Annotated in this window: 21 protein-coding genes; 4 read left to right on the top strand and 17 right to left on the bottom strand. The window is 66.7% G+C overall.

The features are described 5' to 3' along the window. The first annotated feature begins 100 nt into the window (after positions 1–100). The 3 genes from AC07VS_RS02985 (at position 101) to queF (ending at position 2,749) form a co-directional block, all read left to right on the top strand. Positions 101–928, top strand: a complete 828-nt coding sequence (locus tag AC07VS_RS02985; protein ID WP_494750201.1) for a carbonic anhydrase — start codon at positions 101–103, stop codon at positions 926–928. A gap of 94 nt (positions 929–1,022) precedes the next feature. Further along, positions 1,023–1,895, top strand: coding sequence for a 2OG-Fe(II) oxygenase (locus AC07VS_RS02980; RefSeq protein WP_494750200.1), 873 nt, complete (start codon positions 1,023–1,025; stop codon positions 1,893–1,895). A gap of 5 nt (positions 1,896–1,900) precedes the next feature. Then, the gene (queF, locus tag AC07VS_RS02975; RefSeq protein WP_492346783.1) at positions 1,901–2,749 is read left to right on the top strand and encodes an NADPH-dependent 7-cyano-7-deazaguanine reductase QueF; all 849 of its coding nucleotides are present in this window, start codon (positions 1,901–1,903) and stop codon (positions 2,747–2,749) included. Between the two features lie 24 nt (positions 2,750–2,773). Here queF and AC07VS_RS02970 read toward each other — a convergent pair whose 3' ends face one another. The 3 genes from AC07VS_RS02970 to dinB form a co-directional block, all read right to left on the bottom strand. Further along, positions 2,774–4,333 (bottom strand): methyl-accepting chemotaxis protein, encoded by a 1,560-nt coding sequence (locus tag AC07VS_RS02970; protein ID WP_494750199.1) that lies wholly within the window; start codon positions 4,331–4,333, stop codon positions 2,774–2,776. Between the two features lie 240 nt (positions 4,334–4,573). Next, positions 4,574–5,407, bottom strand: coding sequence for an enoyl-CoA hydratase-related protein (locus AC07VS_RS02965; protein WP_492346781.1), 834 nt, complete (start codon positions 5,405–5,407; stop codon positions 4,574–4,576). Positions 5,408–5,526: 119 nt separating this feature from the next. Further along, positions 5,527–6,762, bottom strand: a complete 1,236-nt coding sequence (dinB, locus tag AC07VS_RS02960; protein ID WP_494750198.1) for a DNA polymerase IV — start codon at positions 6,760–6,762, stop codon at positions 5,527–5,529. A 127-nt stretch (positions 6,763–6,889) separates the two neighbouring features. On the opposite strand from dinB, the gene AC07VS_RS02955 reads away from it, so the two are divergent. After that, entirely contained in the window at positions 6,890–7,927 is a 1,038-nt protein-coding gene (locus AC07VS_RS02955) for a BLUF domain-containing protein (RefSeq protein ID WP_492346779.1), read from the top strand. Here AC07VS_RS02955 and AC07VS_RS02950 read toward each other — a convergent pair. The 14 genes from AC07VS_RS02950 to paaB form a co-directional block, all read right to left on the bottom strand. Further along, positions 7,921–9,078, bottom strand: a complete 1,158-nt coding sequence (locus AC07VS_RS02950) for an alpha-hydroxy acid oxidase (protein WP_492346778.1) — start codon at positions 9,076–9,078, stop codon at positions 7,921–7,923. The two genes, AC07VS_RS02955 and AC07VS_RS02950, sit on opposite strands and share 7 nt — an antisense overlap. A 94-nt stretch (positions 9,079–9,172) precedes the next feature. Continuing rightward, positions 9,173–9,934 (bottom strand): hypothetical protein, encoded by a 762-nt coding sequence (locus AC07VS_RS02945; RefSeq protein WP_494750197.1) that lies wholly within the window; start codon positions 9,932–9,934, stop codon positions 9,173–9,175. A 226-nt stretch (positions 9,935–10,160) separates the two neighbouring features. Next, complete coding sequence (locus tag AC07VS_RS02940; protein WP_494656349.1) at positions 10,161–10,427, bottom strand: hypothetical protein; 267 nt, start codon at positions 10,425–10,427, stop codon at positions 10,161–10,163. Further along, positions 10,417–10,773, bottom strand: coding sequence for a type VII toxin-antitoxin system MntA family adenylyltransferase antitoxin (gene mntA, locus AC07VS_RS02935; protein WP_494750196.1), 357 nt, complete (start codon positions 10,771–10,773; stop codon positions 10,417–10,419). Before mntA ends, AC07VS_RS02940 begins: the two co-directional genes overlap by 11 nt. Positions 10,774–10,910: 137 nt before the next feature. Further along, positions 10,911–12,953 (bottom strand): phenylacetic acid degradation bifunctional protein PaaZ, encoded by a 2,043-nt coding sequence (gene paaZ / locus AC07VS_RS02930; protein ID WP_492346774.1) that lies wholly within the window; start codon positions 12,951–12,953, stop codon positions 10,911–10,913. 39 nt (positions 12,954–12,992) lie between these two features. Next, positions 12,993–13,724, bottom strand: a complete 732-nt coding sequence (locus AC07VS_RS02925) for an ABC transporter ATP-binding protein (RefSeq protein WP_494656521.1) — start codon at positions 13,722–13,724, stop codon at positions 12,993–12,995. An 11-nt stretch (positions 13,725–13,735) separates the two neighbouring features. Then, complete coding sequence (locus AC07VS_RS02920; protein ID WP_494750195.1) at positions 13,736–15,562, bottom strand: branched-chain amino acid ABC transporter ATP-binding protein/permease; 1,827 nt, start codon at positions 15,560–15,562, stop codon at positions 13,736–13,738. Further along, positions 15,559–16,587 (bottom strand): branched-chain amino acid ABC transporter permease, encoded by a 1,029-nt coding sequence (locus AC07VS_RS02915; protein ID WP_492346772.1) that lies wholly within the window; start codon positions 16,585–16,587, stop codon positions 15,559–15,561. The genes AC07VS_RS02920 and AC07VS_RS02915 overlap by 4 nt, the downstream gene beginning before the upstream one ends. Positions 16,588–16,692: 105 nt before the next feature. Beyond that, positions 16,693–17,838: an ABC transporter substrate-binding protein gene (locus AC07VS_RS02910; protein WP_492346771.1), complete on the bottom strand. Its 1,146-nt coding sequence runs from the start codon at positions 17,836–17,838 to the stop codon at positions 16,693–16,695. An 81-nt stretch (positions 17,839–17,919) separates the two neighbouring features. Beyond that, positions 17,920–18,537 (bottom strand): TetR/AcrR family transcriptional regulator, encoded by a 618-nt coding sequence (locus tag AC07VS_RS02905; RefSeq protein WP_492346770.1) that lies wholly within the window; start codon positions 18,535–18,537, stop codon positions 17,920–17,922. 26 nt (positions 18,538–18,563) lie between these two features. Beyond that, positions 18,564–19,646 carry a 1,2-phenylacetyl-CoA epoxidase subunit PaaE gene (paaE, locus tag AC07VS_RS02900; RefSeq protein ID WP_492346769.1) on the bottom strand — a complete coding sequence of 361 codons (1,083 nt, stop codon included), beginning with the start codon at positions 19,644–19,646 and terminating at the stop codon, positions 18,564–18,566. 53 nt (positions 19,647–19,699) lie between these two features. Continuing rightward, complete coding sequence (gene paaD, locus AC07VS_RS02895) at positions 19,700–20,233, bottom strand: 1,2-phenylacetyl-CoA epoxidase subunit PaaD (RefSeq protein WP_494750194.1); 534 nt, start codon at positions 20,231–20,233, stop codon at positions 19,700–19,702. Further along, positions 20,227–21,000, bottom strand: a complete 774-nt coding sequence (paaC, locus tag AC07VS_RS02890; protein WP_492346767.1) for a 1,2-phenylacetyl-CoA epoxidase subunit PaaC — start codon at positions 20,998–21,000, stop codon at positions 20,227–20,229. The genes paaD and paaC overlap by 7 nt, the downstream gene beginning before the upstream one ends. Before the next feature lie 8 nt (positions 21,001–21,008). Further along, a complete protein-coding gene (gene paaB / locus AC07VS_RS02885) occupies positions 21,009–21,299 on the bottom strand; it encodes a 1,2-phenylacetyl-CoA epoxidase subunit PaaB (protein ID WP_019575056.1) in 291 nt (96 codons plus the stop codon). Between the last annotated feature and the right edge of the window lie 12 nt (positions 21,300–21,311).

Raw genomic sequence — 21,311 nt, 5'->3', positions numbered from 1 at the left:
CGGACAGCCTGAACGGCCTTTGCGCCAGCCGGGGCCCCAAGTCCGCCTGCATGACCGTCGGGTCGACCTAGAGTGCCTTTCGTTTTTGAAAGGCACCCTCATGTTCACCCTAGACCCCCTCCAGGCCACACACCCAAACGCACACCCAAACGCACACCAAAGCGCCTACCAGACTGCGCTCCAGACCGCACTTCGCACCATCGGCCTGACCCTGGCCCTGAGCTGGGCCTGCACGACCCAGGCCGAAGAGCCAGGCCACGCCCACTGGGCCTACCGTGGCCCCCACAACGCCGCCCACTGGGCCGAGATCGAACCCGACTTCAAGGGCTGCAAAACCGGCCATCAACAATCCCCCATCGACATCCGCCACGCCATCCAGGCCGACCTGCCCCCGCTGGCATGGGACTACCTTGCCAGCCCCGCCACGGTGATCAACAACGGCCACACCGTCCAGGTCAACCTGAGCCAGGCCGGCGCCCTGCTGCTGGATGGCCAACGCTTTGAGCTGCAGCAGTTTCACTTCCACACGCCCAGCGAAGAGCGGGTCAACGGCCGTACCCACCCTCTGGAGGCCCATCTGGTGCACCGCAATGCCGAGGGCGAACTGGCTGTGCTGGCGGTCTTCATTGACCAAGGGCCTGCCAATGCCGCCCTGCAGACCGTGTTCGAGCATCTGCCCCCCAAAGCGGGTGAGGTCCAGCCGCTGGCCAGCCCCGTGCAAGTCAGCGACTGGCTGCCCACGTCCCGGCGCTACTACCGCTACCGGGGCTCGCTGACCACCCCACCTTGCAGCGAAGGCGTGCGCTGGCAGGTGCTGCAGCAGCCCATCACCGCTTCGGCTCAGCAAATTCGGGCCTTTCAGCGCCTGTACCCGTTCAACGCCCGCCCAGTTCAGCCCCTGCACGGTCGCAAGGTCGAAGCCAACTAGGGCCCTGGGGCCTTGTCAATCGGCTTCGGCTTGACGGCGCTCAGGCTGGCTTGGCGTTAGCATTGGCGCCTCATCCAGCCCTCGCCGACTCCCGATGACACTCACCTCCAGCAGCACCACCACGCAAACCATCACCCCTGCCCTGCGCCAGTGGATCGTGGAACAGGCCGAAGCCGGCCATGACGCGCCCAGCGTGCTCAAGGCCATGCTGGCATCGGGCTGGTCTGAAGAGGTGGCCATCGAGGCGATGGAGGCCACCCTCAGCGACCACCTGGAAGCCCAGGCCCTACAACAAGGCCTGCCAGCGCGCAGCCCGGTGCCCGAACCCGCACTGGCCGATGCCCCCTTGCGCGTGGATGCCGGCGACCGGCCGGTGCCGGTGCTGCTGGCCATGGTCCAGCCCCGCATCGTGGTGTTCGGTCAATTCCTGTCGGACGAGGAATGCGAGGCCCTGATCGCCGCCGCCAGCCCACGCCTGGCACGCTCACGCACCGTGGCCACCCAGACCGGGGGCGAAGAAGTCAGCGTCGACCGCACCAGTGATGGCATGTTCTTTTCGCGCGGCGAAAGTGCGCTGATCCAGCGCATCGAACAACGCATCGCACGGCTGCTGAACTGGCCCCTCGAAAATGGCGAAGGCCTGCAGGTGCTGCGCTACCGGCCCGGCGCCGAATACAAGCCCCATTACGATTACTTCGACCCACACGAGCCAGGCACCCCAACCATCCTGCAACGCGGTGGCCAGCGCGTGGGCACCCTGGTCATGTACCTGAACGAGCCCGAACAAGGCGGGGGCACCACCTTCCCCGACGTTCACCTCGAAGTGGCCCCGCAGCGTGGCAATGCGGTGTTCTTCAGCTACGAGCGCCCCCACCCCAGCACCCGCACCCTGCATGGCGGCGCGCCGGTGATCGCCGGCGAGAAATGGATCGCCACCAAGTGGCTGCGCGAACGCGAATTCAACTGAACCTCATGAACAACACCCCCGAACAATCCCAGCTCGGCAAGGCCTCGGCCTACGTCGACCAATACCAACCCGGTCTGCTGTTCCCCATCCCACGCCTCGGCAAGCGCGAGGAGATCGGCATCAGCGGCCACCCACCGTTCTTCGGGGCCGACCTGTGGACGGCCTTCGAGCTGTCCTGGCTCAACCTGCGCGGCAAGCCACAGGTGGCGATCGCCCATGTCACCGTGCCCTGCGAAAGCCCCAACATCATCGAGAGCAAGTCGTTCAAGCTGTACCTCAACAGCTTCAACAACACCCGTTTCGCTGACGCCGCCGAGGTGCAGGCCCGGCTTCGGGCCGACCTCAGTGAGGCCGCCTGGCGAGGGGCCCCCCACCCCGGCAGCGTGGGCGTGAAATTGCTGGCCCCAGAGGCCTTTGACCGTGAACCGGTGCACGAACTCGACGGCCTGAACCTGGACCGACTGGACATCGAATGCCAGCACTACACACCGGCCCCGGAGCTGCTGAGCGCCCAGGTGGGCGAAGCCCCCGTCACCGAGACCCTGACCAGCCACCTGCTCAAAAGCAATTGCCTGGTCACCGGCCAGCCCGACTGGGGCAGCGTGCAGATCCGCTACAGCGGCGCCCAGATCGACCAGGCTGGGCTGCTGGCCTACCTGGTGAGCTTCCGCAACCACAACGAGTTCCATGAACAATGCGTGGAGCGCATCTTCATGGACCTCTGGCGCCGCTGCCAACCGATCAAGCTGTCGGTGTATGCGCGCTACACACGGCGCGGGGGCCTGGACATCAACCCCTTCCGCACCAGCCACCCCCAGGCGCTGCCTGCCAACACCCGCACGGCCCGCCAGTGAGGTAGGCGGTGGGCAGCGCCCGTCTCAATGGAGCCGGAACACGCTGACCGAACGCTGCAAAGAGCGCGCGCTCTGGCTCAGGGTCTGGGCCGCCGCGGCAGACTCTTCTACCAAGGCGGCATTCTGCTGCGTGGTCACATCGAGTTGGGTCACGGCCTCGTTGATCTGGGACAGACCGGTCGACTGCTCGCGGGCCGCCGCACTGATCTGAGCCACCAGGGTGCTGACCCGCGACACCGACGCCACCACCTCGTCGATGGTGTGGCCCACGCCCTGCACCTGACGGGCCCCGTCTCCCACCTGCTGGGCCGAGTTGCCGATCAGCTCCCGGATCTCCTTGGCGGCCGTGGCACTGCGCTGGGCCAGGGCCCGCACCTCGGAGGCCACCACCGCAAAGCCCCGACCCTGCTCGCCCGCCCGGGCCGCCTCGACCGCCGCATTGAGCGCCAGGATGTTGGTTTGAAACGCGATGCCCTCGATCACCGCGATGATCTCGCTCATCTTGGCCGACGAACGCTCGATGGTGCCGATGGCCTCGGCGGCCTCACGCATCGCAGCGCCCCCACGCTCTGCCAGAGCCAGACTTTGCTCGCTTTCATGCGACACCTTGCCCGAGGTGTCTGCCGTCTGACGCACGGTGCTGGAAATCTCCTCCATCGATGCCGCCGTCTCCTCCAGGCTGCTGGCCTGGGTTTCGGTGCGGCCGGACAGATCGTCGGCCCCCTGGGCAATCTCGCTCGCCGCCTGGGTGAAGCCGGCCACCTCAAAGCGCACATCGCCCACCACGGCCTTGAGGTTGACCTGGATCTGCTGCAGACGCTGCATCAACCCCCCCAATGGTTCAGGGTAATTGAGCGCCACCGAGGTAGAGAGATTGCAACCCGACAGATCCCCCGCAAAACGCACCGCCTCATCCAGGCTGCGGCTGACCCGGGCATGGAACCAGGCCACCACCCCAGCCCCCCCGAGCAGCAACACGGCCAGTCGGATCCCCAGTGCCATGTCGCTCGACACGCCGGTCACATCAGGCAAGACCACGCCACAGGCGATCAGAAACAACCACAGCCCCAGGGTGCTGGGCAAGTCCAGGCGGGTCAGGCGAATCAGGCGTGAACCCCAGTCGCGGTTGATCACCTTGCCACCACGCAGCATCACCGTGGTACGCCCCTGCTCTTCGTCACGCCGCAGCCGCTCGTAAAGGCGCTCGGCCTCCTGCACCTGTTCACGGCTGGGTTTGATGCGCACCGACATGTACCCGGTGGGCTTGCCGTTGGACATCACGGGCGTCACATTGGCCAACACCCAGTAGTGGTCACCGTTCTGGCGCCGGTTCTTCACCAGGCCTGTCCAGGGCCGACCACGGCCGATCGTGGCCCACATGTCCTTGAAGGCCGCCGCGGGCATGTCCGGGTGGCGGATCAGGTTGTGGGGCTGCCCGATCAGCTCGTCGTAAGTGAAGCCGCTGACCTGCACAAAGGCCGGGTTGCAGTGGGTGATGACGCCACGGGTGTCGGTGGTGGACACCAGCAGTTGATCGTCATCGAACACGTACTCGTGCTGCGAGACCGGCAAATTGACGCGCATGTGAACCCCCATCCAGTAACAACTACAAAAGTAGCACCGACAGGATTGGCGCTCATCAGCCTCAACGGGGCTGTGCCGCACACGCTGCAGCAGAACGCCAACCTCCCCTGAGCCCGACGCATCGTTGGCGACTGGGCTCTTTTTTTGTAATAAATGACTGTAGCGCTTACGACTCGTCAGCGGTTGATTCGGGGCAAGAAAAACAACATGCAACGTCCGTCAGTCGAACACCCCCAATCGTCAACCCAGAGATTTGAAAGGTGTCAGTGCCGACAGCGATGGGAAGGCCCCTGCGCGCTTTTGCTTCATGGCCAGCACGGCCTCGCGCACATGAGCATTGCTCCAGATGGCGCCCTGCAGCCAGCCCATCTGGCGCAGCGAATCCTCCACCGAATGGTCGCGGGCATAGTGGATGGCTTGCTTGGTGCCCCAGATGGCCACGGGGGGCTTGGCCGCGATCTCACGCGCACACTGCAGGGCCGCGGCCAGCGTGGCTTCGGCGTTGTCGAACACCTCGTTCACCAAGCCATGCGCCAGGGCCCGATCGGCGGGCAAGCGGCGGCCGGTATAGGCCAGCTCCTTGACCAGGGCCTGCGGCAACAGTTTGGGCAGGCGCTGCAGCGTGCCCACGTCCGCCACCATGCCGATGTTGATTTCCTGCACACAGAAGAAGGCATCGGCGCTGGCATAGCGGATGCAGCAGGCCGTCACCATGTCCACCGCACCGCCAATGCAGCCGCCCTGGATGGCCACGATCACCGGCATGCGCAAGGTCTCCAGACGGGTGAAGGTGGCCTGCATGTCGGTCAGCAGGTCAAACACAGCCGCCCGCCCCTCGGGACTCTGGTCGTCCATGCTGATGGCACCGGCAAAAGTGTCCAAAGACATGCCTGCGCTGAAATGCTTGCCCGTGCTCGAGATCACCAAGGCACGCGCCTGGCCCTCGCGGTTCAACTGGTCCAGCACCTCATCAAGCTCACGCCAGAAGGTGGGGTGCATGGTGTTCAAGGCCTCGGGCTGGTTCAGCACCAGGTGGGCGATGTGGTCGGACTGGGTCAGAGAAAAGCACTTCATGAGGTCTCCGTCTTGTGGGGGTGGGGGGGGCCGCAAACCGCTCGCGACCAAACGTTTCAATTTAACGTGCGCTCCAGCCCAGCCACTGGCAAACGGGCGACACCGCAACACTGAACACGTCAGAACAAGGGCTCAGTGAGCAAGTCCAGGCTGCGTTGCCCACCCGCATCAGCCCCCCCTGTCTCAGGGGGCAGCGGCTGGCCATCCGGCCCCAGGCGCTGCAAGCTGCCGACCCGCACGCCCAGCAGCCGAAAACGCCGCGTCAGATCCACCCGCTTCAGGCATTGGCCAGCAGCCCGTCGGATCAGAGCCGCATCCGAGGTCGGCTGCAACAAGGTCTGGTCGCGCGTCACGCTCTTGAAGTCGTCGTAGCGCAACTTCACGCCGATGGTGCGCCCCACATAGCCCTTGCGTTGCAGGTCGGCCGCCACGCGCTCGCACAGGTGGGTGAACACCGCACCCAATTCCACCTTGTCGTGCACCGCATGCAGATCACGCTCGAACGTGGTTTCACGGCTCACCGACACGGGCTCGCTCTCGGTCACCACCGGGCGCTCATCGTGGCCCCAGGCGGCATCGTGCAACCAGGCCCCGTAGCTGCGACCGAAATGGGCCACCAGCCAGACGCGGTCGCGGGCCGCCAGATCGCCCAAGGTGTGGATGCCATGCGCCGCCAGACGGGCCTCAGCCTTGGGACCAATGCCGTTCAACTTGCGGCAGGCCAGCGGCCAGATCACCGTTTGCAGATCGGCCTCCTGCACCACCGAAATGCCGTTGGGCTTGTTGAACTCGCTGGCCATCTTGGCCATCAGCTTGTTGGGCGCCACCCCCACCGAACAGGTCAGGCCGGTCACGTCAAAAATGCGCTTCTGGATCAGGCGGGCCAGCACCCGCCCGCCCTCGCGCTGGCCACCGGGTACCTCGGTGAAATCGATGTACACCTCGTCCACCCCGCGGTCCTCCATCACCGGCGCGATCTCCGTCACCACCTGCTTGAACTGGCGCGAGTACTTGCGGTATTCGTCAAAATCCACTGGCAGCAGGATGGCCTGCGGGCACAAGCGGGCCGCCTTCATCAGCCCCATGGCCGAGCCAACCCCGAACTGGCGCGCCGCGTAGGTGGCGGTGGTGATCACGCCCCGCCCGGTGTAGCCCGACAGGCGGGCAAATGCTTCGAGCGGCAAGGCGGCGCCTGCCGCCAGCACCGCGTCCTCCTGGCGGCGCCCGCCGCCAATCACCACCGGGAGCCCCTTGAGCTGCGGATAGCGCAGCAACTCGACCGACGCATAAAACGCATCCATGTCCAGGTGCGCGATGCGGCGCAAATGAGGGGGCGTGATGGCCGGCTGGTTCATGGCAGCCAAGCATAGCGCCCCAGACATCCCTCCAAACCAACCGCAGGACGGCCACCCCGCCAAGGCGGTCAGAGATGCCGCAGCCAGGCCCGATAAGGAGCCGGCAAACCTGAGATGCTTGCGCACCATGCTCACGCCAGACAACTTTCTGCTGACCCGATCCGAGACGGTTGACTCGGTGGTCTACGCCAGCCGTGCCTGCTTCGAAGGCACCCCCCTGGCCCAGGTCCGGCACATCGGTGCCTCGGCCGCCACACGCAACACGGCCATGGGGGTGGCCTCCACCCTGCTCTATCAGAGCGGCTGGTTCGTGCACTGGCTGGAAGGCCCGGGTTCGGCCATCGACCAGGTACTGACCCGCATCGCCCGCGATGCCCGTCACCGCCACATGCGCCTGCTGCACCGCGAACCCGCCCAACGTCGGCTGCTGGTGCCCTGGTCCAGCGCTGTCATGGAAAGCCCGGAAACCCCCGACAGCCTGGGCCGCCGCATCGACCAGTTCCGCCATGCCCGGCGCGAGCGGCTGGCGCTGGCGCCAAGCCAGCTGCTGCGCCTTCTGTCCACCCCCCTGGCCGGCACCGGTGGCAACCCTTTCCTGCCACCGCAGCCCATCCAGCGCCTGATGGTCTGTGCCCGGCAAAGCGAGCGCGCCACCAGCCTGGTGCACTGGCTGGCCAAAAAACACCGGCGCAAGGTCGGCCACGGCCGCTTCAACGGCGGGGCCGCCCCCACCCTGTCGATCCACTATGTCGATTTCGGACAGCAGGGTCAGCCCCGGCGCGTGGTCAGCCTGCCGCCATCCGGCTTGAGACTCGGGATCGTGCAGGCCTTGCTGGCCGACTACGGCCACTTGCTGTGTTTGTTCGAGGGCGATGCGGAGCACGACCGCTGCTTGATGCAAGACGCCCTGCGTTGCCTCGCCCTGCTGGACCCGCAGCAGCGCCCCAGCCTGATCGGCCTGGGCCTGGCGCCCAGCCTGCAACACGAACTGATCGCCCTGGCCGCGCAAGCCGGGCTGAGCTTCCGCCCCCTCGACGGCCAAGCCCCAGGCGCCACCGACACCCCCTGGTCAGGGTTGTGGCCCGGCTTGCAGGGCCTGTTCAGGCAGGCGCCCCTCCTCAAACCCCAGGATGACGCGCCCAGCCCCCCTGGCCAAACTCAGTAAGTCCCCGGCAGCAGAATGCCCTTGTCCACGGTGTCGATCTGCGTGTGGCCGCAGAAGGCCATGGTCACATCCAGTTCCTTGTGGATGATTTGCAGGGCGCGGGTCACGCCGGCCTCGCCATAGGCACCCAGGCCATACAGAAAGCTGCGGCCGATCAGGGTGCCGCGGGCGCCCAGGGCACGGGCCTTGAGCACGTCCTGACCGCTGCGGATGCCGCCATCCATCCACACCTCGATGTCCTTGCCCACGGCCTCGGCGATGGCGGGCAGGGCCTTGATCGACGAAGGCGCGCCATCGAGCTGGCGCCCACCGTGGTTGGACACCACCAACGCATCGGCGCCGCTGTTGGCGGCCAGTCGCGCATCCTCGGCATCCATGATGCCCTTGAGAATCAGCTTGCCACCCCAGCGCTTCTTGATCCACTCCACATCGCCCCAGTTCAGGCAGGGGTCAAATTGCTCGGCTGTCCAGGACGACAGCGAAGACAGGTCACCCACCCCCTTGGCATGGCCCACGATGTTGCCGAACGAGCGGCGCGGCGTGCCCAGCATGCCCAGGCACCAGCGCGGCTTGGTGGCCAGGTTGATCAGGTTGCGGATCGTGGGCTTGGGCGGTGCCGACAGGCCGTTCTTGATGTCCTTGTGCCGCTGGCCCAGGATCTGCAGGTCCAGCGTGAGTTGCAGGGCCGAGCAGTTGGCGGCCTTGGCACGATCGATCAGGCGCTCGATGAAGTCACGGTCTTTCATCACATACAGCTGGAACCAGAACGGATGCCCCTGGGTGTGCTGAGCGATGTCCTCGATTGAGCAGATGCTCATGGTCGACAGCGTGAACGGGATGCCAAAGGCCTTGGCAGCCCGCGCGCCCAGGATCTCGCCGTCGGCGTGCTGCATGCCGGTCAGGCCGGTGGGGGCGATGGCCACGGGCATGGCCACGTCCTGGCCGATCATGGTGCTGCGGGTGCTGCGCCCAGCCATGTTGACGGCCACGCGCTGGCGCAGCTTGATGCCCTGGAAATCGCTTTCGTTAGAGCGGTAGGTGCCTTCGGTCCAGGCGCCCGAATCGGCGTAGTCGTAGAACATGCGCGGCACCCGCCGCTGGGCCACACGGCGCAAATCTTCGATGCAGGTGATTTTGGACAGATCGGTCACGAGGCGTTCTCCTTGGGATGCGAAATGGTAGCGATTCGGCCCGGCGGCGCACGTGAAGATTTTTGATCCGCACCTCAAATTCTCTCAAGCGGCCTCAGACCGGCGCTTGCTCCGTCGGGCGACAACGGGCCTGCAATTCCGCCCAGGACAGCTGCTGCTCGCCCCGGGCATCCCGCACCCCGATGCGCACCGGCCCCTGCAACTGGCGCAGGTCCTCCGCCAGGCTGGACAGCTCGGCCAAGGCCAACGCCCCCGCCGGGCTGTCCAGGGTCACCTGCAGCATCCAAGGCGCGGCCGCCTGCTCCAACACGCAGCGCCACTCGGCCGCCTTGGCGGGGGTGGGCAATGCTGCGGGGCGGATCACCAGCGCCAGCGGCCAGACGGCCGGGGCCTCACCGGAGGCCCCGGCCCCGGCGTTTGCCAGCCCCAGGGCCCAAGACCCGGTCGGACCGGCGTCGTGCTGCCCCAAGGCCGTCAGGGCCTCATGCAGTCGCTGGCCCGCCGCCTGCAGCCCTGCCGGCCAAGCCGCACCGCGGCGCGCAGCACCGGCGCACCAGCGCTGCAGCAACTCGGCCGGCTGCAGGCAGGCCAGCACCTGAGGCGCCTCCACCCAGTCGGCATGGCGCTGGGCCGGCCCCAGGCCCTGCAACTCGATCGGCACCGCCCCGGCCGGCTGCGGGCCCTGGCGCACCAGCCCCCAGGGCACGGCCTGCAAGGCCTCCGCCAGCCAGACCGGCCCGCTGCGCGCGAGTCTGGCACAGGCGGCAGGCGCCAGTTGCAGCAGATCGTGGCTGCGAGGCGGCCACCGATGATGATGGGGGCCCCAGACGGAAGTGGGGTTCGGCAGGGTCAACATGGGCGATCTCCGCATCAGGCCGTCATTGGCAGATGCGATGCTGACGCGCCGCCAGCGAAGGAGATGAGCGAAGCGAAATCAGATGTTCGCGCCGAAGCAGGCGACAAAGCGGGCTGCGGTGGCCGCCAAGCGGCGCCAGCCAAGCCAGGGGGCGCCCTGGGCCCGCCAAACAGCAAGCGCCTTGAGCCCCAAGCGCCCGCAAGCCTGCATGCAGGTCTTACAAACTTTATCGGGGTGGGTGAGGGCTGTCGCGCTTCAGGAGATGCTCTGTATAAGCCAGGAAGTCGCCCAGAGGGTGCTCGATGATGTTGAGCGTGATCGGCAACTGCAGCGCTTGATAGGCCTCACAAGCGCGTTGAAGGTTGAGGATGGCCGCATCCTGGCGCGTGAAATCGGCCCCGAAAGTGGCTGGGCCCTTCTCGTACTCCTGCCGAACCCGCGCCACACAGCGTTCGACGGTGGAGGCCTTGTTCAATAGCACGTCATCGGCCATGCAAACGCCCCTCACGCAATATGTCCTGGACATACCCGGCACGGGCCACATCCAGATCAAGCCTGTCGCTCAAGACAGCGGCCTCCCAGACGCCCACCAGGGGGTCAGCCACCCAAAGGCGCTGGCCCAGGGTCAGGATCTGGTACTGCAACACCGTGGAGGCGGCACGCATGTCCAGCAGATCGACATCGCAACCCACCTGGTCAGCCCCCTCACTGGCCAGGTGCCACAAGCCCGCCACATCGGCATAACCCGACACCAGAACGGCCAGGTCGAGATCGCTGTCCGGCCTGGCCTGCCCTGTGATGCGGCTGCCAAAGGCATCAACGGACAGCAGCCCAGGCAAGCGCCGCCTCAGCAAGGGCACAACCTGGGCGACAAGTTGGGCATGAAGTTCGGCCGACCTGGGTGAAAAAGCGACAAGCCCCGCACCAAGACGGCGCGGGAACCCTGCCATGCTAATAGCCGACCGGCGGCCCCACCTCAAGCGCGCTTGGCCACCAGGGTCAGGATGTCGTAGCTGGCCACCAGCTCGTCGTGCTGGTTGGTGACCTCCACATCCCAGGCCACCACGCCCTGGCCGACGCCGTTGGCGTCCTTCTTCTGGCGGTCGATCTTGCGCTTGGCGGTCAGGCGGGCACGGATGGTGTCGCCGATGCCCACCGGCTTGACGAAGCGCAGCGTGTCCAGCCCGTAGTTGGCCAGCACCGGGCCGGGGGCCGGCGAGACAAACAGGCCGGCCGCGGCCGACAGCACAAAGTAGCCATGGGCGATGCGCTTGCCGAAGGGGCTGTCCTTGGCGGCGATTTCATCGAAGTGCATGTAGAAGTAGTCGCCCGACAGGCCACCAAAGGCCACGATGTCGGCCTCGCCCACCGTGCGGCGATGCGTGAGCAGCGACTCGCCGATCTGCAGGTCTTCGAAATGGCGGCGGAAGGGGTGCACCTCGGTCTCGATGCGGCGGGCGCCGCGCACGTACTCGCCGGTGACTGCGGCCAGCATGCTGGGCGAGCCCTGCACCGCGGCGCGCTGCAGGTAATGCTTGACGGCGCGGATGCCGCCCAGCTCTTCACCGCCCCCGGCGCGGCCAGGGCCGCCGTGCTTGAGCATGGGCAGGGGCGAGCCATGGCCGGTGCTCTCGGCCGCGGCCTCGCGGTCCAGCACCAGCAGGCGGCCATGGTGGGCGGCGGCCACCGGGATCACGCGGGCGGCCGTGGCCGGGTCCTTGGTGACCAGCGAGCCCACCAGGCTGCCCTTGCCCCGGGCGGCCAATTGCAGAGCCTCGTCCAGGCCGTCGTAAGGCATCAGGGTGCTGACCGGGCCGAAGGCCTCGACATCGTGCACGGCATCGTGGCTCAGGGGCTGGCGGCTCAGCAGCAGCGTGGGCTGGAAGAACGCGCCCTGGGCCGTGCCCTCGCCCAACGGGGCGAAGTCGGCTGTACCGCCGCCATAGACCAGTTCGGCCCCTTGGCGCAGCAGGGCCACCCGTTCGGCCACGTCGGCCTGCTGGGCCTTGGAGGCCAGGGCGCCCATGCGCACGGCCTCCAGGGCGGGGTCCCCGACCACAGTCTTGGCCAGGCGGGCCTTCAGGCGCTCGGCCACCGCATCCAGGTGCTGGCGCGGCACGATGGCCCGGCGGATCGCAGTGCATTTCTGCCCGGCCTTGACGGTCATCTCGCGGGCCACTTCCTTGATGAACAGATCGAACTCTTCGTCATCGGGCGTGACATCGGGTGCCAGGATGCAGCAGTTCAGCGAGTCGGCTTCGGCATTGAAGGGGACGCTGTGGCGCACCAGGTTGGCGTTCACCCGCAGACGGGCCGCGGTATCGGCCGAGCCGGTGAAGGTGACGAAGTCCGGCCCTTCCAGGCGGTCCAGCAGGTCACCCGTGCCGCCGATCACCAGTTGCAGCGAGCCAGCCGGCAGGATGCCCGACTGGTCGATCAGGCGCACCACGGCCTCGGTCAGGTAGCTGGTGGCCGTGGCCGGCTTGCCGATGCAGGGCATGCCCGCCAGGAAGCTGGGGGCGAACTTTTCGAGCAAGCCCCAGATGGGAAAGTTGAAGGCATTGATGTGCACCGCCACGCCGCCGCGCGGCACCAGGATGTGGGTGCCTGCGAAGCTGCCTTTCTTGCCCAAGGGCAGGGCCGGGCCTTCGTGGATCAGGTTACCGCTGGGCAACTCGCCACTGCCCATCGAGGCGTAGGCAAACAGGGTGCCGGTACCGCCTTCGATGTCCACCCAGCTGTCGGCGCGGGTGGCGCCGGTGTGGGCCGAGATGGCGTAGAGCGATTCCTTGTGCTCGTTGAGGTACTTGGCCAGCGCCTTCAGGCGCGCGGCGCGCTCCTGGAAATCAAGCGCCATCAGGGCCGGCAGGCCGGTGCCGCGGGCAAAGTGCAGGGCCTCGCCAAAGTCCAGGGCCTCGGCATGGGTGTGGGCCACGGTGGCGCCGTTGACGGCGCTGTGCAGCGCTTGCGCCGCCTGTTGGCCGATCCAGCGGCCGCCGATGAAGCTTTGTAAGGTCATGATTGGATACTCCCGAAAAGTGAAAAGCTCAGCGCAGGCTCAGTGCTTGCCGCCCAGGCCCAGGTAGGTGTCGATGATCCGACGGTCGTGCAACAGGTCGGCCGCGGCGCCGCTCAAGGCCACGGCGCCCATTTCAAGCACGTAGGCGCGGTCGGCCACCTGCAGCGCGGCGCGGGCGTTCTGCTCGACCAACAACACCGACACGCCCAGATCGCGCAGCGATGACACCACTTGCAGCACCTCACGCACGATCAGCGGCGCCAGGCCCAGCGAGGGTTCGTCGAGCATCAGCAGACGCGGGCGGGCCATCAGGGCGCGGCCGATGGCCAGCATCTGGCGCTCACCGCCCGAGAGCGTGGCCGACAACTGGGCTCGCCGCTCTTTCAGGCGAGGGAAGATGGCGAACACCTCTTCCATGCGTTGCTTCTGGTCTTTCAGGCCCTTGCGCCAGCGCGAGAAGCCGCCCAGCAAGAGGTTGTCCTCGACCGACATCTCACCGAACAGTTCACGCTTTTCGGGCACCAGGGCCACGCCCCGCGCCACCATGGACTCGACGCTGAGGCGGTCGATGCGCTCGCCCGCCAGCGTCAGCACGCCTTGCGACGGCAGCAGGCCCATGGCCGCCGACAGCAGCGTGGTCTTGCCCGCGCCGTTGGGGCCGATCACGGTGACGATCTCGCCCTCGCCCACCGTCAGGTGAACCTGATGCACGGCCTCGACCTGGCCATACGAGACGCTGAACTGCTGCAAGTCGAGCAGCGTGGGTTTCACGGTCGCGCTGCTCACAGGCCACCTCCATTGAGTTCGCCGCCGAGGTAGGCCTCGAGCACGCGGGGGTTGGCCTGCACTTCGGCGGGCGTGCCTTCGGCGATCACTTCACCGAACTCCAGCACGGTGATGCGGTCGGCCAGGTTCATCACGAACTCCATGTCGTGCTCCACTACCAGAATGCCCAGGCCTTCGGAGCGCAGTTGGTCCAGCAAGGTGGCCAGGGCCTGCTTCTCAAGGTGGCGCAGGCCGGCGGCGGGCTCGTCCAGCAACAGGGCGGCCGGTTGACCGGCCAGGGCGCGGGCGATCTCGACCACGCGCTGCTGGCCCAGGGCCAGCGAAGCGGCCGGCCGTTCGGCAAATTCGGCCAGGCCGCAGCGCTCGATCTGGCGCCGCGCCTCGGCCAGGATGGCGGCCTCTTCGGCGCGGTCCAGGCGCAGCATGCTGGCGATCCAGCCCTTGCGGCCACGCCGGTGCGCGCCCAGGGCCACGTTCTCGAGCACGCTGCGCTGCCCCAGCAGGCGCACGTGCTGGAAGGTTCGGCCCAGGCCCAGCGCCGCAAAGTCGCGCGATGGCCGGCCCTGCATGGGCTGTTCCATCAAGCGCACCTCGCCTGAGGTGGGCTCGTCGACGCCGGAGATCATGTTGAAGAACGTGCTCTTGCCGGCGCCATTGGGACCGATCAGGGCATGCACCTCGTGCGACTTCAGGTTCATGTTGACGTTGTTGTTGGCCAGCAGGCCCCCAAAGCGGCGGCTCACCTGGCGGGCGTCCAGCAACACCTGTCCGGCGGGCGGCAGCACGCGCTGGTGCAGCGTCACGGCAGCGCTGGGCGCCACGGCACGGCGCGCCTCCGGTTTGAGCCAGCGGCCCGAGGCGGCCTGCAGGCGCGGCCACAGGCCGTCGGCAAAGCGCTGCAGCACAAACAGCATCAACAGCCCGAAGACGATCACCTCGAAATTGCCGCTGGCGCCCAGCAGCTTGGGCAGCCAGTCCTGCAATTGCTCCTTGAGCAGGGTGATCAGGGCCGCCCCCAACACGGCGCCCCACAGGTGGCCGGCGCCGCCGACCACGGCCATGAAGAGGTACTCGATGCCGATGTTGATGTTGAAAGGCGTGGGGTTCACAAAGCGCTGCAGGTGGGCATACAACCAACCCGAGATCGCGGCCAGCAGGGCCGCCAACACGAACAGCTTGATGCGGTAGTGCGCCGTGTCCACGCCCATCGACTCAGCCATCACCCGGCCGCCCTTGAGCGCCCGGATGGCCCGGCCTTCACGCGAGTCCAGCAGGTTGTGCAAGGCCCACAGGCAAAACAGCAACACGGCCCAGATCAGCGGCCCCAGGTACAGCGGCGAGGCCAGCGAGATGCCTGCCAACGTCAGCGGCGGCAGGCCGGACACGCCGGTGAACCCGCCCAGCACGTCGAGGTTGCCGAACACGTAATACAGGCTCAGGCCCCAGGCGATCGTGCCCAGCGGCAAATAGTGGCCGGACAGGCGCAGGGTCACCGCACCGAGGAAGCGGGCCACCGCATAAGTGGCGACCAGACCCAGCACCAGGCCCACGAAAGGCAGCAAGGCGGGCGGAAAGCCGGCCGGCAGCCAGGCCGCGGCCAGGGGCGAGGTGCACACCCAGGCCGTGGCGTAGGCGCCCAGGCCCACAAAGGCAGCCTGGCCGAAGGAGGTCATGCCACCCACGCCGGTCAGCATCACCAGGCCGGCAGCGACCATCGCGTACAGGCCGATGTAGCTCATCACCGTGAGCGTGAATTCAGGCAGGAAACCCCAGGCCAGCGCCAGCGCGGCGATGCAGGCCAGGGTGAGTTGACGCGCGCTCATTCTTCGTCCTCCACATGGCGGCTGTTGAGTGAGCGCCACCACAGCACGGGAATGATCAGGGTGAACACCAGCACCTCCTTGAAGGCACTGGCCCAGAACGATGAAAACGCTTCCAGCTGGCCCACCATCACGGCGCCGGCCAGGGCCAGCGGGTAACTGCCCAGGCCGCCCACGATGGCGGCGACAAAGCCTTTCAGGCCGATCAGGAAGCCGGTGTCGTAATACACCGTGGTCAGGGGCGCGATCAGCAGGCCCGACACGGCGCCGATCAGGCCGGCCAGGGCAAAGCTGAGGTCACCCGACAGTTCGGTCGGGATGCCCATCAGGCGGGCCCCGACCCGGTTCATGGCGGTGGCACGCAGCGCCTTGCCGATGATCGAGCGTTCAAAGAACACGAACATGGCCACCACCAGCACCGCGGCCATGGCCACCACCACCAGCGACTGGCCGGTGACGGGAATGCCGCCGAGGTCGAAGCGGGCCTCCGAGAAGGCCGGTGTGCGGTACCCCTCAGCGCCAAAGAACAGCAGACCCAGGCCGACCAGCACCCCGTGCAGGGCCACCGAGACGATCAACAGGATCAGCACGGTCGCGTGGGCCAGCGGGCGATAGGCCAGGCGGTACAGCAGCGGGCCCAGGGGCACGATCAGGGCCAGGGTGGCCACCGATTGCAACAACAGCGACTCCGGCTTGACCAGCAGCACCAGGGCCGCGGCCAGCGCCGGCAAGGCCAGCGTCCAGACCGCCGTGGCAGCCCATTCGACTGGCTGGCCGCGCTGATGACGCCATGCCTCGACCACCAGGGTGGCCACAGCCAGCGCAATCAGCAGCCACAACGTGGCCGGCACCTTGCCCGCCTGCATCATGGCCATCGACAGTGCGCCAAAAGCCACAAATTCGCCTTGCGGGATGAAGATCACCCGCGTGACCGAAAACACCAGCACCAGGGCCAGCGCAATCAGTCCGTACACCGCGCCATTGACGACGCCGTCCTGCCCCAGGATCAGGGCGATCTGAAGATCCATGTTGAAAATCCCGTTCAGGCCGACCCGAGGTCGGCGACAAAAAGGCAGGCTGGCGCCCCAGGTGTCATCCACCCGGGGGGCACACAAGCCCGCTCAGGGCAGGGTTCAGGGCTGGTATTTCCAGGCGCCGTTCTCGATCTTGACCATCACGCGACCGCGCTGGTCCAGGCCCAGGTGGTCGGCCGCCGAGGTGCTGAACACGCCGTGGGCACCGGCCACTTCCTTGACCTTCTCAAGTTCATCGCGCAGGGCGGTGCGGAAGGCCGGGGTGCCGGGCTGGCCCTTCTTGAGCGCGCCGGGCACGGCGGCATTGAGCACCAGGCCAGCATCCCAGGCGTGGCCGCCAAAGGTGGACACATTGGCCTGCCCGTAGGCGCCGGCATAGGCGCTCACGTAGGCCAGGGCCGATTTGCGCACCGGGTGGTCCGCAGGCAGTTGGTCCGCCACCAGCACCGGGCCGGCGGGCAGGAAGGTGCCCTCCACATCCTTGCCCCCCACGCGCAGGAAGTCGGCGTTGGCCACACCGTGGGTCTGGTAGAACTTGCCGGTGAAGCCACGCTCCTTGAGCGTCTTCTGGGGCAGCGCAGCGGGGGTGCCCGAGCCGGCGATCAGCACCGCATCAGGCTTGGCGGCCATGATCTTCAGGGCCTGGCCGGTCACCGAGGTGTCGGTGCGCGAGAAGCGCTCGTTGCTGATGATCTGCAGCTTCTTGAGTTCAGCGGCCTTGACGAACTCCTTGTACCAACCTTCGCCGTAGGCGTCGGAGAAGCCGATGAAGGCCACGGTCTTGATGCCGTGGTTGGCCATGTGCTCAGCCACCGCCAGCGACATCATGATGTCGTTCTGCGGGGTCTTGAAGACCCAGCGCTTCTTGGCGTCCTGCGGCTCGATCAGCATGGCCGAGGCCCCCAGGGTGATCATCGGGGTCTGGGCTTCAGACACGGCATCGATCATGGCCAGCGAGTTGGGCGTGGTGCTGGAGCCGATCACGATGTCGACCTTGCTCTCGGCGATCAGCTTCTTGGTGTTGCTGACGGCTGCGGTGGTGTCCGAGGCATCGTCAAGCACGATGTAGTTGACCTTCTGACCCGCCATGGTCTTGGGCAGCAGGGCAATGGTGTTCTTCTCGGGGATGCCCAGCGAAGCGGCCGGGCCGGTGGCCGACACGGTGACGCCCACATTGATGTCGGCATGGGCCATCAGGCTGGCCAGCAAGGCGGTGGCCAGGGCCACGGGTTTGAGCAGTTTCATGGTTTGTCTCCTTCAGTTTTTGGGGCCCTTGGCCCCGCTTGATCCGGCAGTTTGATCGGTTAGTTTCAGACCAGCGATAGGTTAGTCCGACGTACGGGCTACGGGAGGCTTGACAGCAGTCAATCCACCCATGAACAAATCCGCCACTATCGGAGCCATGGCATCGTAGTCGAGTTCCCCTTCGGGCTTCATCCAGGTAAACATCCAGTTGATCATGCCGAACAACAGCATGGTCAAAGGCTTGCTCAGCTCGGCCTGCAAGGACTCGCCACGCACCTCTGCAACGGCTCTGGCGAAGCCGCTGACCACGTCGCGTTCATGGTCCAGAACGCGCTCGCGATCGGCCTCGTCGAGAAACTTGACGTCTTCGGTGAGCACGCGATGGGCGTCCTGGGCGTCGGCGTATTCCTCGACGATGCGGCGGATCAGCTCACGCAGGCGCTGCTCGGGCGCCAGGGGCTCGGCTTCAACGTCGACCACCAGCGCCTGCAGACGCGACACATGGCCTTCGGCAATGCTCACGAGCAGGCTGTATTTGTCTTTGTAGTAGTGGTAGAGCGTGGCCTTGGACAGGCCACAGGCCTCGGCCACCTGATTCATCGAGGTCGAGGGGTAGCCCCGCCGCGCAAACAGGTGCGCTGCCTGCTCCAGAATCATCTCGCGCTGGTCGTTGTAACCAGCAGCCCGTCCTCGGCCCATCGGTGTGTCCTTGTGTCTTGTTCAGTTCAACGTTCGTCGAATGATAGGACGACCCGCGGGGTCAGCGGATGGGCCTGGCAGGACAGCACAAAGCCGGCCTCGACCTCCGCCTTGTCGAGGGCGAAATTGCGCTCCATGCGCACCTCACCTTCGAGCAGCTTGCAACGGCAGGTGCCGCACACGCCCGAGGTGCAGGAGAAGGGCACTTCGAGCCCGGCCGCCGACGCGGCATCGAGGATGCTGGGCTGGTCCTTGCTGAAGCTGATCTCGCGGTGCAGGCCGTCGCGCACGATGACCACACGGGCGGTCTCGGCGTCGCCCGGCTGGGCCTGGTGCACCACGGCCCCTGCGGCCGGGCCGGCGCTGGCCACGCCGAAGCGCTCGATGTGGATGCGCTCCTCGGGCACGCCAGCCGCCTTCAGGGCCACCTCGGCCTCGTCGTTCATCTGGAAGGGGCCACACACATACACATGGTCGATGCCCGCCGGGTCCAGCACCTTGCCCAGGAAGGTGCCCAGCTTGCCACTGTCCAGCCGCCCCGCGTACAGAGGCGCATCCACATGCTCCTGAGTGAACACGTGGTGCAAGGACAGCCGCGCCATGTAGCGGTTCTTCAGGTCCTCAATCTCTTCCTTGAACATGGTCGAGGCCGGGGTTCGGTTGCTGTAGATCAGGGTGAACTGGCTGTGCGGCTCCCGCGCCAGCACGGTCTTCATGATGGACAGGATGGGGGTGATGCCGCTGCCGCCCGCAATGCCCACGTGGTGGCGGCGGGAAGCCGGCTCGATGGGCACGAAGAATCGACCTTGCGGCGCCATCACCTGCACGCTGTCGCCCACTTTGAGGTGCTGGTGGATCCAGGTCGAGAAAGCCCCACCATTGACGCGGCGCACGGCCACGCGCAATTCGCCGTCGTCCACGCCGGCACAGATCGAATACGAGCGGCGCAGGTCCTTGCCGTCGATGGTGCTGCGCAGGGTCAGGTACTGGCCCTGGGTGAAGCCGAACGCTTCGCGCAGGCTGTCAGGTACAGAGAAGGAAACGATCAGGGACTCGGGCGTGTCTGCCTCGATGGCCTTGACCGGCAGGGGATGGAACATGACGCTCATGGCGATCTCGCTTGAATCTGGTTGTTGTAGGAATGGACGGCTGGAGGGCGGGTTCAGATCGGCTTGAAATGCTCGAAGGGTTCGCGGCAGCTCATGCAGCGGTAAAGCGACTTGCAGGCGGTCGAACCGAAAGCGCTCAGACGTTCGGTCTGCAAGCTGCCGCAGCGCGGGCAGGCCAGGCGTTGCCCCGAAGGCGAGCGCCCCACAAAGTGCATGGGCACCCCTTCGCTGAGATCCACCGGGCCCGGCGGGGCAATGCCGTAGTCGAGCAGTTTCTGCCGCCCTTGTTCGCTGATCCAGTCCGTGGTCCAGGCCGGGGCGCGGCGCATCGTGACACGCGCCGCGCCCAGGCCGGCCGCGGCCACCGCCGCCAGCACGTTCTGCTCGATCAGCTCGGTGGCAGGGCAGCCCGAGTAGGTGGGCGTGAGCACAATCTCCAGCCCATCCTCATGGGCCAGCACCTCGCGCACCAGGCCCAGGTCGACCACCGACAACGCGGGCACCTCGGGGTCGAGCACGGTGCCCAGCACCTGCCAGACCGGTGCCAAGATGCCGCTGGTGGGGACCACGGCAGCCTGGTTCACCACACGCCCCCGGGGAAGGCGCGCTGCAGGTACTGCATTTCAGCCAGGATGAAACCCATGTGCTCAGAGTGCACACCACGCCGGCCTGTGCTGCGGTACACCGAATCGGCGGGCACCGGCAGCTTCACAGCAGCCAGCAGCGCCGTCATCTCGGCACGCCAATCGGCCTGCAGCTCGGACCACTTCGGGCCCAGGCCACTGGCCGCGGCCTGCTCGTCAATGGCGTCGTCTTCAAACAGCTCGGCGCTGTAGCGCCACAGTTGGGCCAAAGCGGCCTTCAGGCGCCGGGCCGACTCGTCTGTGCCGTCACCCAGGCGCACCACCCAGTCGCAGGCGTGCTGCTGGTGGTAGCGCGATTCCTTCAGGGCCTTGCCGGCAATGGCGGCCAGCTCGGCATCGCTGGAGGCCGACAGGCGCTGCCACATCAGCTTCAAAAACGTGGCCACCATGGCATTGCGCAGCACGGTGAAGGCGAAGTCGCCGCGCGGCAGTTCGACCAGGGTGGGGTTGAGGTAATCGCGCTCGTCGCGCAAAAAGGCCAGTTGGTCTTCATCATGACCCAGGCCGCTGATCTGGCCCGCATGGGTCAGCAGCGCACGGGCCTGGCCGATCAGGTCGAGCGACATGTTGGTCAGCGCGATGTCTTCTTCGAGCACCGGCGCATGACCGCACCATTCGGCGATGCGCTGGCCCAGGATCAGGCAGGTGTCGCCCAGGCGCAGCACGTACTGGGTGGCCGCATCGCGGCCGGGTTGGATGGTGGCTTGCATGGCGCGGCTCACATGTGGTTCACGGATTCGGGCAACTGATAGAAGGTGGGGTGGCGGTACACCTTGTCTTCCATCGGGTCGAAGAACATGCCCTTGTCGCCGGGGTCGCTGGCCACGATCTGGTCCGAGCGCACCACCCACACGCTCGTGCCTTCCTGGCGCCGGGTGTAGACGTCGCGTGCCAGCTGGATCGCCATCTTGCTGTCGGCGGCGTGCAGGCTGCCGCAATGCTTGTGGTCCAGGCCGGCCTTGGCGCGGACAAACACTTCCCACAGGGGCCATTCGTTCTGGGTTGTCATGGAGGTCTCCTT

It is taken from the genome of Curvibacter sp. GW821-FHT01G03 (assembly GCF_059422285.1).
Note: the sequence above shows the minus strand (reverse complement) of the source record. Positions and strands in the feature narration are given on the sequence as shown.

Excerpts from the sequence above, each read along its gene's own strand:
- queF (WP_492346783.1), top strand. The coding sequence starts at position 1,901 with ATGAACAACACCCCCGAACAATCCCAGCTCGGCAAGGCCTCGGCCTAC.
- paaE (WP_492346769.1), bottom strand. The coding sequence starts at position 19,646 with ATGAGCGTCATGTTCCATCCCCTGCCGGTCAAGGCCATCGAGGCAGAC.
- AC07VS_RS02910 (WP_492346771.1), bottom strand. The coding sequence starts at position 17,838 with ATGAAACTGCTCAAACCCGTGGCCCTGGCCACCGCCTTGCTGGCCAGC.
- AC07VS_RS02955 (WP_492346779.1), top strand. The coding sequence starts at position 6,890 with ATGCTCACGCCAGACAACTTTCTGCTGACCCGATCCGAGACGGTTGAC.
- AC07VS_RS02920 (WP_494750195.1), bottom strand. The coding sequence starts at position 15,562 with ATGAGCGCGCGTCAACTCACCCTGGCCTGCATCGCCGCGCTGGCGCTG.
- paaC (WP_492346767.1), bottom strand. The coding sequence starts at position 21,000 with ATGCAAGCCACCATCCAACCCGGCCGCGATGCGGCCACCCAGTACGTG.
- AC07VS_RS02940 (WP_494656349.1), bottom strand. The coding sequence starts at position 10,427 with ATGGCCGATGACGTGCTATTGAACAAGGCCTCCACCGTCGAACGCTGT.
- dinB (WP_494750198.1), bottom strand. The coding sequence starts at position 6,762 with ATGAACCAGCCGGCCATCACGCCCCCTCATTTGCGCCGCATCGCGCAC.
- paaB (WP_019575056.1), bottom strand. The coding sequence starts at position 21,299 with ATGACAACCCAGAACGAATGGCCCCTGTGGGAAGTGTTTGTCCGCGCC.
- AC07VS_RS02915 (WP_492346772.1), bottom strand. The coding sequence starts at position 16,587 with ATGGATCTTCAGATCGCCCTGATCCTGGGGCAGGACGGCGTCGTCAAT.
- AC07VS_RS02980 (WP_494750200.1), top strand. The coding sequence starts at position 1,023 with ATGACACTCACCTCCAGCAGCACCACCACGCAAACCATCACCCCTGCC.
- AC07VS_RS02945 (WP_494750197.1), bottom strand. The coding sequence starts at position 9,934 with ATGTTGACCCTGCCGAACCCCACTTCCGTCTGGGGCCCCCATCATCAT.
- AC07VS_RS02905 (WP_492346770.1), bottom strand. The coding sequence starts at position 18,537 with ATGGGCCGAGGACGGGCTGCTGGTTACAACGACCAGCGCGAGATGATT.
- AC07VS_RS02970 (WP_494750199.1), bottom strand. The coding sequence starts at position 4,333 with ATGCGCGTCAATTTGCCGGTCTCGCAGCACGAGTACGTGTTCGATGAC.
- AC07VS_RS02965 (WP_492346781.1), bottom strand. The coding sequence starts at position 5,407 with ATGAAGTGCTTTTCTCTGACCCAGTCCGACCACATCGCCCACCTGGTG.
- paaZ (WP_492346774.1), bottom strand. The coding sequence starts at position 12,953 with ATGACCTTACAAAGCTTCATCGGCGGCCGCTGGATCGGCCAACAGGCG.
- AC07VS_RS02985 (WP_494750201.1), top strand. The coding sequence starts at position 101 with ATGTTCACCCTAGACCCCCTCCAGGCCACACACCCAAACGCACACCCA.